Here is an 11,397-nt window from a genome sequence, read left to right as displayed (position 1 = left end):
ATATCTCTACCTACTGACGGTTTTTCTGCTAAAACTACTATTTTACTCATATTTTTTTCCTTCCAATCTCTATACTAGATTTTTTCTCTTATATTCTATTATAATCTATATCTTATTTTATACAAATATTATATCTTTTTTAAATTTATATCTTTCCATTTAATAGAAGTTAATGTAAAATAAAGTTATAATTTACTTTTATTTGTCGAGGTTTGATTTATGAGATACTTTAAATTATTTATTATTATTTTATTAGGAATTTTAATCTTTCCTAATGATACTTATGCTACTACACAAAAAAATGTTTTAGTGTTAAATCCACTTCATGACTCTGAGTTTTCTGCAAGACTCTTTGAAGGTGTTAAAACACAACTTGCAGAACATAATATAAACGTTATTACTTATACTGTAAATGACCCTAATGATGTAAAAGAAATAGAGCATATCAACTATATTGCTAATAAAAATAATTCTATGTCTATTATTTCTTTAGGTGAAAAGTCTTACAACTTAATTAAAAATTTTTCTTCTAAATTTTTAACAAATATGAAAATTTATCTTTTAGGCTTTAGAGAGGATACTTTTAGATTTCCTTCAAATATAAAAACTTTTTTTCTTAATTTTGATTTTGAAAAAAAATTTAATTATCTTCTAGAAACACATAATCCTAACACAATAAATATAGTTATAGATAAACAATTTGCTCATTCTAATTTCTATCCTTACATTCAGAATTATATAAAAAAAACTCCTAATATAAATTACAATATTGTTTTAGCAGATGAATATTCAAAAACAGTTAATAATATAGACACTAATGATGCTATTATTATTATTTTTTCACCTTTATATGAAAATGCAAGTGAGAATGGCTTTAAAAGACAAATAACCCCTTTTGGCTCTGTTGAAAAGTTAGCCAGATTTACTGACATTCCAATCTATGGTGGATTTAAAGAATTTGGAACTCGTTTTAATATCGGCTCTTTTAATTATAGTGGTATTTTCGTTGGCCATAAAATCGCAGATACATTGCTATTAGAACATAATTTAATTCCAAAATTAACTTATACTCCACTTAATCCTAATAATAGAGCTGATTTTTATATTAATGAAGACTTAAACAAGTATAATCTAAAAAATACAGATACTATTTCTATAAAAACATATTCATTTAAAGAAAATATTACCTTATCTGGTGAAAAGAAAGTTAATCGTTTTAAATCTGCACTTATCATATTGTTTTTTATACTAACTCTTTTCCTTTTTAAATATTTACTTTTTAGGCGTTCATTTAAAGAAAGAATTAAACTTGATAGATTAAAAACAAATTTTATTGCTAATATTTCTCATGAACTTAGGACTCCTCTTAACATAATAATTAGTACTATTAGTCTTTTTGATATTTATGTTAAAAATGGAGAAGTTATTTTTAAAACAGATAATAGCTTAGAAAAATTTAATTATTTAAAGAAAAACTCGTTTAGACTTCTAAAATTAATTAATAATATTATTGATACTACACGAATTGATGCAGGATACTTTTCTTTAGATAAACAATCTTATAATATTGTAGAAATTATTGAAGACATTTCTCTTTCTACAGTAGCTTATGCTGAAAAAAAGAATATCTCAATCACTTTTGATACTGATTTTGAAGAAATTTACACATTAGTAGATAAAGATAAACTTGAACGTGTTTCTCTAAACCTTATTTCTAACTCTCTAAAATTTACTCCTACAGGTGGACTTATTTCTATTTTTGTTTCTCTTCTTAATAAGTCTACAATATGTATACAATTTTCTGATACTGGACTTGGAATTTCAGAAGAAGATCAAAAAAATATTTTTGATAGGTTTGTACAAGCTTCTAATCATTCATTAAATAAAAGTGAGGGAAGCGGAATTGGGCTTTCCCTATGCAAATCTATAATAGAACAGCATGGTGGCTCTATTGAAGTTAGAAGCACTGTTGGAATTGGCTCTACCTTCACTATATACTTACCTATTATAGAAAGCAAATCTCCTACAATATCATCTTTAGATAACTCTAGAATAAATGATTTGACTGAAATAGAATTTTCTGATCATTAAAAAATGCCTTTCAAATTTAGTTGAAAGGCATTTTTTATGATTCTTCCAAAAGCTTCTTCATTTTCTTATAAGCTTCTTTTTCTTTTTCCTCATCTGGAAGTTTTTCTAAATATTCTAAACTCTCTTTACTATCATCTTTTAAATACATAACAATACTTCTATTCCACTTATAAGCTATCCAATAAGCTTTTTTCATAATTAAAAATAATGCTATAACCTCTAGAAAAATTCCTATAAAAATAAATACTCTAAATAATAATCCTATTAATATTAAAAAAAGTCCTCCAAATGCAAAATAAGTCGGACGTCTACTATCTTCAGTACTGACTCCTAAATATTTTTCTAAAGTTTTCATATTTTTTTCTAAATCAACAGGAACTTTTGCTCCATCTCCGGCATCTTTTTTTAAATCTAAATCTTTTTCTTCATCCATATCTAAATTCCTTATATTTTATTTTGCCTTTAAATAATAAACTAAAAGGCTTAATAATATTATATCAACTACTATCACAAAAACTGTAATTAATATTTTCCATCTTACTTTAAATTTCCCATAGGCAAATAAAAGTGCAATTCCTGCTGGTGGACAAATAATTAGCATTAATATAATAAAACTCATTTTATTAAAGAAATGCTCTCTTTCTATAAAGTCATCTTCACTTTCTTTAATAACATCAATTTTATTCTTCTCTAATATTTCATTTAATAAATCAATATTTTCTAATTTAGGTTTTTCAACTATACTAATAACATTAACTTGAAAAACAGGTTCTACATTAATTTTTTTAAATTTATACTCCATTTCTATTTCCTCCCTATAAACATAAGATTATTTTACTATATTTTTAATCTTTTTAATACGCTCTTCACCTTATTCATAATTTTTTATCATTTTTGTCTCTCTTTCTTCATATTTAAAAACTCCTTACCCTTTATAATCATAATTAGATATAAAACTTAAAGAAAATTTTCGGAGGAAATTCATGAATGACAAATTAAAGAATATTATTTCACCTTTAAATAATAAAAAAGCTAAAGGAATTCTAGCTGTAGTAATAATTCTTCTATTATGTGCCATTATAATATTTATTGGCAACCCTACAGAAAAAAAAGTATCTCCCCCACCCTTAACTCCTCTTGTTTTTCAAAATGCAAATTCGGGGCTTTATGGTGCTATTGATACTAAGCGTAATGTGATAATTACTCCAGAATATAAAACACTCCTATCTCACGAATTAGATGGTGAGTATTATTTTGTAGGAACCACTCAAAATAACGATACAGTAATTTTAAATAATGAGGGAACAATTTTAGATACACTTCCAAGTAGTTATACTAATGTTTCCGTATTGAGTCTTAAAGATAAACTTTTAAAGGTTTCTAATAAAAGTGGTCTCTTTGGAGTTTTAAATTTCTCTAATAACGTTATTGTTCCAATTCAATATAATTCATTATCACTAAAAAATAACTTTTTAATTTTAAATCCATTAAGTAATGAATCAATTGCTAATATAAATGGGAAGATTTTAGCTTCATCTAGCGAGTATGCTTCAATTTCTATTCAAGATAATGGAATTGTTGTTCAAAATAATCAAGGACTATATGGACTATTAGATTTTAATGGAGACGTTGCATTACCTATAGAATATACTAATATTCATGGTATATATCAAAATACTTTTGCTGTTTCTAACAAATCAAACCTTTTTGCTGTATACAATATTAGTAATAAGGATTTTAAATCAGACTTTAAATATACATCTATTCAAAAGGAAGCATCAGAAAGTCCATTTTTAGCTTCTAAAATATCTGGTGGTGTTTTAAAGTATGGTTACATTGATTCAAATGACAGTACTATAATTCCATTTATTTTTCAATCTGCTTATAACTTTAATGGGGACTATGCAATTGTTCAAAAAAATGGTTACTTCGGTCTAATTGATAAAACTGGCGACTTTTTAATTGATCCTGAGTATTCAGTTATTCCTGGATATGCTTATGCTATTGAATCTTTCCAAAATGGAAACTATTATGCTTGTTATAAAAATAATGCATCTTATATTATAGATTCAAAAGGGAAAATTTTAGGTAGTGTTCCTGGAGTTATTGAAACTATTTCAGATCAAACTGTACTTTATGAAACACCTAGCAATCAGGTATTTCTTTATGATCTTGGAACTAAAAAAACTACTAGTTCAAAATTTTATTTAGAACCTTTAACTAACGGTACTGTTACACCTAAAGGTTATTTTGGTGCATATAAAAGTGTAGCCACTTCAAAATATGCAAATAGTCTTTATCTTTATGAAGAGAATAAAGGAATCTTAAGTTATAACGGATATAACTCAATTAAATTTGAAAATGGTTTATTCTTATGTAAATCTGAAACTAGATATGATGTTTTAAATACTAATGGTCAGGTTATTCTTTCATTTAATCCTGTCCGTATATTAAGTATCAACATTACACCTGATAAAATAATTTATGTTCAAAAGGTTGCACCAGGTGTTAATAGAATGGAATCTTCAGGTCCAAAACAGGAAGCTACACGTTCAATTACTGCTTATAATTTTAATGGACAACAAATTTCTTTATCTAATTTAAAAGAGGCTGGAAAGTAAAACTTTCTAGCCTCTTCCTTATGCTCTTTTTCTATTTTTGTAAAGTTTATTCCAATTATAGAATCCATAAAATGCAATTATTCCATATTGAAGCCATGTTAATGCTCCTGAAAAATCACTTACTGAGAACCCTGTTCTAATCATTGATTCTATAAATAATACTATTCCTAAATTTGATAAAATCCAGAAATACCATTGCTCCATATATCTTTGTGATGTTAAGAATACTGCATAAATAGTAAATACTGTTGTTAATGAGTCTAATATGTATTCCTTATCTGGTGCTAATGTAAGACCTATATGTGATAATAAATCCGGTAATGATTTTAAGAACCATCCATATAAGAACCATCCTACAATTATAAAAATAACTGTAAGAATCCAATGCTTCGCCTTAAATCTTTTTATTTCAATTTCTTCACCATTCCCTTGACTTAAATTCTTTCTCCAGTCAATAAATCCAACTACTATAAGTGGTAAAATAAATACTATATTTTGAATTACTTGTCCATAAAGTTGACTATACCATGCTACTACTGCATAAGTTATAGTATTAAGTGTCCACCAAAAATAGCATTTTATACTAGCTTTCGCTTGATAAATTGCTGTAAAAATCCCTGATATTGTTGATATAATTCCAATTATACTTGCAAACTCAAATGTTTGTGCCCATGTTCCTGTCCCTGTTATTATAGGAATAAAAAAGGCTATTATACTTGCTACTAAAAATACTACGAAAAATCCTTTTTGAAAAGGAGAAAACTCTTTAAAAAATTTCATTTGTTAATCACTCTATCTTTCTTTTTTAATTTAGTTTTAGTTTTTTTAATTATGAAGCTTCATTACATTAGATATGATTCTATATTCTTTTTCTCCTTTACTCAATAGGCTTTATGAAAAGTTTCTTTTTTATTTATATTTAATTTTTAATATTTATTATTTACTCATATAGTTTTTCTCTATAAAAAATCTAAAAATGAACTCTTTTCTTCTCTTTTTCCCCATGGATTAAATTCAGAATAAAAAAATGTTAATGTCTTTTTAGCTCTTGTAAGAGCTACATAAAATATTCTTCCTTCCTCTTTATAGTCAGCCGTCTTAATAGGGAATCCCCCTTCATTTAACCCACCTATAAGTACATTTTCATATTCTAGTCCCTTTGCTTGATGAACTGTTATTATAGGAATTCTTATAATACCACTTCTACTTACCATCACTTCTTCAAGCTCTCCGTTTGAAAGACTTGTTAAATTTACACTCTCTATTATTGAATCTCTATTTCCTTTCTCTTTTTCATCAGTTATTTTTAATATTTCTATTAACTTCTTCACATTTTTCTCTTTTATCCCTTTTTCTTCTAAACTATAACTTCCAAAAAAATTAAATTCTTTTAATAAATATTCTATCATCTCATAACTTCTAAGTTCATAACTCTTTTCTTTTATTCTTATAAGTTTCTCTCTCATTTTATTAAATTTATTGAAACTTTCTCTTATTAAAACTTCTCTCTCTTTTCTCTCACCCTTAATTCTTTTATTTATCTCCTTAGTTAAAATCTCTCCCGTTGCACGTATATCATCTAAAGCATCATGGGTTGGCTTATTCTTAACTTCAAAAACTTGACTTAAGTATTCTAATTTATGATTTTTTAATCCTCCATGAAATCTTCTATATATTTCTAAAGTATCATAAACACCTTTTACAAGAATTTTTTCCATATTTAGTCTACTCAACTCACTACTTAATATACTAATATCATAGTTTACATTGTGCCCTACAACTACTTTCCCTTCAATAAATTTTAAAAAATCTTTAAAAACTACTTCTTTAGCCTCACCTTTCATATCTAGCTCTTCATCTGTAAATCCATGAATATATGCTGATGTTCCTACGCTTTTAGAAGGCTTTATAAACCTTTCAAAAATTTCTATTTCTTTTCCATTCTTATCTAATCTTATAGCTGCAATTTGAATTATTTCATCTTCTGTTACATCTACTCCTGTACTTTCAACGTCAAATACTATTATCTCTCCTCTATCAAAAGCTTCAATAAGGAGTGTATAATACTCTCCAAACTCACTATAATTGCTTAAGTAATCATTAAGCTTTACTCTAAACTTTCTATGTCTTCCATCAGAAACTTTTTTAAGTGTTTCACTTGATATATTTGTGTTTAATCTTTTTAAAACCCTTTCTAAACTTACTGTATCATTTTCATTTATTATTACTTTTAAAAATGCTACTATATCTTTTATTTCTGCTCTCTTAAAAAAACTAAATTCATCAACTAGTGAAAATTCAAATCCTAAATTTAAATTGAAGCTTTTTATTTTTTCACTTAATCTTATATTATAAGTATTAGTTCTAGCTAAAATACATGTACTTCTTAAATTTCCACCATTATTTTTTATCTCTATACATCTTTTAATTATATTTTTTGCTTCTTCTTCAATATTTCTTGAACCTATAAATTTTAAAGATTCACCCTCTTCATTTGAATTGGATTTTAATCCTTCTGTATACGTCTTTTCATATTCTTCATTGAATAAATTCTTCAAAAAATTAGTACTTCTTTTATTTATCTCATTTGTAGACCTATAATTCTCATGGAAAGAAATTTTAATTGGATTAAAACTTTCAAAATCTTTTAATATTTCCTTTGGTTTTGCACCTCTGAACCCATAAATACTTTGAAAAAAATCACCACATAAAAGTACGTTATTTCCATAGAAAAGTTTTTTTACAATCTTATACTCAAATATTCCTGTATCTTGCATTTCATCTATAGAAATATACTTAAATTTCTTTCTATAATTTTCTACAATATCTTTATTATCAAAAAGCAACTTAGCATTTAATAATAAATCATTAAAATCTAATGCCCTATTGTTTATTAAAACATTATTATACATAAATACAATTTCATGCCCTTTTTCTAAAATCATCTGCCTTAAAGTTTGATCATATTCTATACTATACCCATCTCTATACTCTATTGCTTTTTCTAAATCTCTTTTTAAATTTATATCTTTTTTTATAAGTTCTATAATCTTTTTTAAATCATTTTTACTGTCATCAGTTATAAAGTTTTTCTCTATTCTTATTTTCTTTATAAGCTCTATACACTTATAAAGTCTCTCTGAATTTAACTCAACTACATTTTTATTTAAATCTTTCCATATAGAAATTCTCTTTACAAGTTCTACACAATCATCTTTATCAAACACTAAAAAGTCACTAAAAATATCTGTTTTCTTTTTAGCATGTTCTTTTATTATAGAAAGACAAAAGCTATGAAAGGTTTTTACTGTAATATTCTTTCCCTTTCCTTTTGTTCTATCTAAAACTCTTTCCTTTAGCTCAGCACATGCTTTGTTTGTAAAGGTAATGCATAAAATATTTTTACCATCTATTCCTAAATCAAGCATCTTTTTTATTCTTTCTGAAAGAACCATTGTTTTACCAGTTCCTGCTGGTGCTGTTAAATATATATTTTTATCTAATTCATTAATTACTCTTAATTGATTTTCATTAAAACCCATATTTTTTTCCTCCACTATTTTCCTTGTATACTCTTATTTTAATCTAATTTTATATTTTTATGAAAGAAAAAAATACAGACATTTTTATTGCCTGTATTTTATATCTCTATTTTAAATTTTCTAATATTTTCTCAAGACCAATTAAAGCAGCTCCTAAAGCTCCGCAAATTTGAGGCTCTTTTGCTATAAATAATTTAGAATTTAACTTTCCTTCTATCTCTTTTATAACTCCCTCATTTTTAGCAACTCCACCTGTCATCATATACTTTTCATTCTTTCCAACTCTATCTACTAATGCTACTGTTTTAGTTGCTATTGATTTATTTACTCCATGAATTATATCACGTCTTTCTTTATTATCTGCAATTAGAGATACAACTTCTGATTCTGCAAAAACTGAACATACACTTGTTATTGTAATATCTTCATTAAAGCTTAAACCTTCCTTTGACATTTCCTTTAAGTCAATCTCTAACGTTTTTGCTATCATCTCTAAAAATCTTCCTGTCCCTGCAGCACATTTATCATTCATTACAAAGCTTTTTACATTTCCATTTTCATCAATAGATATTGCCTTACTATCTTGACCACCAATATCTATAATAGTTCTTACATCCGAATTAAAAAAATGTGCCCCTTTTCCATGGCAAGTTATTTCTGTTACATTTTCATCTACAAACTCAATATTATACCTTCCATACCCTGTTCCAACTATTAAAGATAAATCCTCTTTTTTAAGATTTGCTTCTTTTAATGCCTCTTCAAAAGCTTTATTTGCCGAATCCATAGCACGTGCTCCAGTTCTAACTATTACACTACTTAAAACATTTTTATCTTTATCTAATATAATTACATTTGTTGAAGTAGACCCACTATCTATCCCCATAGTATAAATTTTATCTTTATTTTCTATAGCTTTCATTTTAAACCTTCCTCCATTTAACTGCTCATTAAAGGCTTCTATTCTAGTCTTTATTTGCCCATTACTTTGATTTGTTAAATCTGACTCTATTTTTATTATTGGGATATTTCCTTTATTAAGTCCCATATACTCAAATGAATAATGATCACAAAACTTAACTGTATGATAAATTATTCCTTTTAAATTAGGATCTTCTATTAACTTTCTTCTATTAGTTGTATCAGCCATTCTCATACATGGAGTTCTACTTAAAATTTGATCTGCGTAATATGCTGCAATATCTTCTATATTATCAAAAATTCTTATATTATCTACATAATGCTCTTTAGAACAAGTTTCATTTATTAAAGGATAATCTAAATTATCTTCTATTTTATGAATCAAATCTAAAGACGCCTTTGCACCAAGAAGCATTATATAATCTTTCTTATCTTCTCTCTTTGGATTTTGATATTTATATAATCCTTTATTAAAAGCTTCAATACTAAATTTTATCCCCTTATATTTTTCATAAGTTTCTATAAATTTTAATATTTCTTTTTTTAGCATATCTTTAGAACAACAACTATTTTTTCTAGGTAAATCCATCATATAAACAAAATCTATTTCTTCCATTTTTTCTAATGTATCTTTTAATCTTCTTATAGAGTCACAACAATTTACTAAAAATACTTCCTTTATATCTTTTAAAACTAAAGTATCTAATAAAACTTTACTATAAGAACACATTGTAGGATGCAAAAGAGTTTCTGACTTACTAAACCCATCTATATCACTATTTATTATTTTTCCTGTTTCCTTAAATCCTTCAAACACTCCAAAAGGACTATACTTACACATACATCCTATCATTACCTTCTAGCCCCCTTACTTTCTAACATTTCAATAAAAGCTTCTAGTCTTGTTTTATTTTGACCTTCTTGACTATTTCTTCTATCTACAGCATCACCATCTAAACTAAGCATTGGAATATTATTTTTATCTAATATATCTTTTAAAATTAATGAACCACCACTAGATTGCTTACACCCAAAATGACAAAAGTTAACTACTCCATCAGCCTTTAAATCTTTAGCTAATTTTAAAATATTGTTTCCCCGTCTTTCATAAGGTCCATTATATGTATTTAAAATAAGCTTCTTTGCTATACTTCTATAAATATTATCCTCATCTACTTCTTCTAATGAGTCAGCATTCATATCAGACATTAAAAGTTGATAATCTTCATTCTTATCTAAGTATTCTCCTAAAGAATCACTATAAAAAGGAAGTAAATGAGCCCATAATATTTTTTTCTTTGGTTCTTTATACGGATACTCTTTAATATCTTCTAAAAGCATTTTATAAAATTTTAATGTATCCTCTCTCCCTATAAATGGATGAGTAACAAAAACTTTAAACATCTCAAGTGTTAATGTATTTGGAAAGTATTTTTCTCCAAGTAATTTTAAATATTCCTTATATAATCTTAAACATTCATTTTCTCTCTTTACTACTTCCTTTAACTTTTCATTATCAAGTTTCTTCCCTAACTGTTCTTCCATAAAACTTACCATTTCATAAAGTTGATTTTCTACATAGTCTATACCTTCTTCTGAACATTCATAAGGTATATCTAAAACAAAGGAATCTATTCCATATATACTTGATACAAGCTTAAATGTATTTACATTCCCATCACAAGCTGTAGATGTTGTTATAGCAAACCTTGGCTTTTCTAAAACCTTTGAGATAGCTCCTCCAATAAATGTTTTATGATAAGAGCATAAGCTATCTGATATCCCGTTACTTTCTGCTACATCTATTAATATATCCTCACATCTTGTTCCTGATATATATGATGAAAATGCTTCTATAAGTTGTGGATGCATGTCAAACGCATGTAGAAATGCACCTGGAACAAATACATTTATAAAAACTGTCTTATCTGGTTCTTTTAATGGATTCAAAGTGAATTTCATACAAAGTTCAGAAAGATAATTAAGCGACTTTGGAATATCCTTTTCTCCTACAAGCTTTAGTCTTAAATATTCAACGTTGTATCCAACTTTAAGCATCTTTCTAAACTTTTCTGGTTTTTCTATTCTATTTTTTATCATATCACTATAGACTTTTATAATATCCATAAATCTACCCCTATTTTCTTATTTTCCCTCTTTATTAAGGTGTTTTTTATTATACATTAAAACTTCTTCCTTAATTTTGATTTTTTGTAGCTATA

The 11,397-nt window shown here is 26.2% G+C and carries 8 protein-coding genes; 2 read left to right on the top strand and 6 right to left on the bottom strand.

The window, feature by feature from the left end; all coding sequences use genetic code 11:
* The first annotated feature begins 219 nt into the window (after positions 1-219).
* Complete coding sequence (locus ACRDDY_RS05570; RefSeq protein ID WP_438563984.1) at positions 220-2,091, top strand: sensor histidine kinase; 1,872 nt, start codon at positions 220-222, stop codon at positions 2,089-2,091.
* Positions 2,092-2,125: 34 nt separating this feature from the next.
* Here the strand turns inward: ACRDDY_RS05570 and ACRDDY_RS05565 are convergent, their stop codons facing one another.
* Both ACRDDY_RS05565 and ACRDDY_RS05560 read right to left on the bottom strand, forming a co-directional pair.
* Complete coding sequence (locus ACRDDY_RS05565; protein WP_438563983.1) at positions 2,126-2,524, bottom strand: hypothetical protein; 399 nt, start codon at positions 2,522-2,524, stop codon at positions 2,126-2,128.
* A gap of 18 nt (positions 2,525-2,542) precedes the next feature.
* The gene (locus ACRDDY_RS05560) at positions 2,543-2,893 is read right to left on the bottom strand and encodes a hypothetical protein (RefSeq protein WP_438563982.1); all 351 of its coding nucleotides are present in this window, start codon (positions 2,891-2,893) and stop codon (positions 2,543-2,545) included.
* Between the two features lie 181 nt (positions 2,894-3,074).
* Here ACRDDY_RS05560 and ACRDDY_RS05555 point away from each other — a divergent pair, with 181 nt between their 5' ends.
* Entirely contained in the window at positions 3,075-4,712 is a 1,638-nt protein-coding gene (locus ACRDDY_RS05555) for a WG repeat-containing protein (RefSeq protein ID WP_438563981.1), read from the top strand.
* Between the two features lie 18 nt (positions 4,713-4,730).
* Here the strand turns inward: ACRDDY_RS05555 and pnuC are convergent, their stop codons facing one another.
* From pnuC to ACRDDY_RS05535, 4 genes are all read right to left on the bottom strand, one after another.
* Positions 4,731-5,492 (bottom strand): nicotinamide riboside transporter PnuC, encoded by a 762-nt coding sequence (gene pnuC / locus ACRDDY_RS05550; RefSeq protein ID WP_438563980.1) that lies wholly within the window; start codon positions 5,490-5,492, stop codon positions 4,731-4,733.
* A 179-nt stretch (positions 5,493-5,671) separates the two neighbouring features.
* Positions 5,672-8,254, bottom strand: a complete 2,583-nt coding sequence (locus ACRDDY_RS05545; RefSeq protein ID WP_438563979.1) for an ATP-dependent helicase — start codon at positions 8,252-8,254, stop codon at positions 5,672-5,674.
* 106 nt (positions 8,255-8,360) lie between these two features.
* Positions 8,361-10,028 (bottom strand): acyl-CoA dehydratase activase, encoded by a 1,668-nt coding sequence (locus tag ACRDDY_RS05540; protein ID WP_438563978.1) that lies wholly within the window; start codon positions 10,026-10,028, stop codon positions 8,361-8,363.
* A complete protein-coding gene (locus tag ACRDDY_RS05535; RefSeq protein ID WP_438563977.1) occupies positions 10,028-11,302 on the bottom strand; it encodes a 2-hydroxyacyl-CoA dehydratase subunit D in 1,275 nt (424 codons plus the stop codon). The genes ACRDDY_RS05540 and ACRDDY_RS05535 overlap by 1 nt, the downstream gene beginning before the upstream one ends.
* Positions 11,303-11,397 lie beyond the last annotated feature (95 nt).

The sequence above is a fragment of the Clostridium sp. genome (assembly GCF_051656525.1).
Lineage (GTDB): Bacteria > Bacillota > Clostridia > Clostridiales > Clostridiaceae > Clostridium.
Note: the sequence above shows the minus strand (reverse complement) of the source record. Positions and strands in the feature narration are given on the sequence as shown.

Bases quoted from the DNA above. Each gene is read 5' to 3' on its own strand.
- ACRDDY_RS05545 (WP_438563979.1), bottom strand. From the start codon at position 8,254: ATGGGTTTTAATGAAAATCAATTAAGAGTAATTAATGAATTAGATAAA.
- ACRDDY_RS05555 (WP_438563981.1), top strand. From the start codon at position 3,075: ATGAATGACAAATTAAAGAATATTATTTCACCTTTAAATAATAAAAAA.
- pnuC (WP_438563980.1), bottom strand. From the start codon at position 5,492: ATGAAATTTTTTAAAGAGTTTTCTCCTTTTCAAAAAGGATTTTTCGTA.
- ACRDDY_RS05540 (WP_438563978.1), bottom strand. From the start codon at position 10,028: ATGATAGGATGTATGTGTAAGTATAGTCCTTTTGGAGTGTTTGAAGGA.
- ACRDDY_RS05535 (WP_438563977.1), bottom strand. From the start codon at position 11,302: ATGGATATTATAAAAGTCTATAGTGATATGATAAAAAATAGAATAGAA.
- ACRDDY_RS05570 (WP_438563984.1), top strand. From the start codon at position 220: ATGAGATACTTTAAATTATTTATTATTATTTTATTAGGAATTTTAATC.
- ACRDDY_RS05560 (WP_438563982.1), bottom strand. From the start codon at position 2,893: ATGGAGTATAAATTTAAAAAAATTAATGTAGAACCTGTTTTTCAAGTT.
- ACRDDY_RS05565 (WP_438563983.1), bottom strand. From the start codon at position 2,524: ATGGATGAAGAAAAAGATTTAGATTTAAAAAAAGATGCCGGAGATGGA.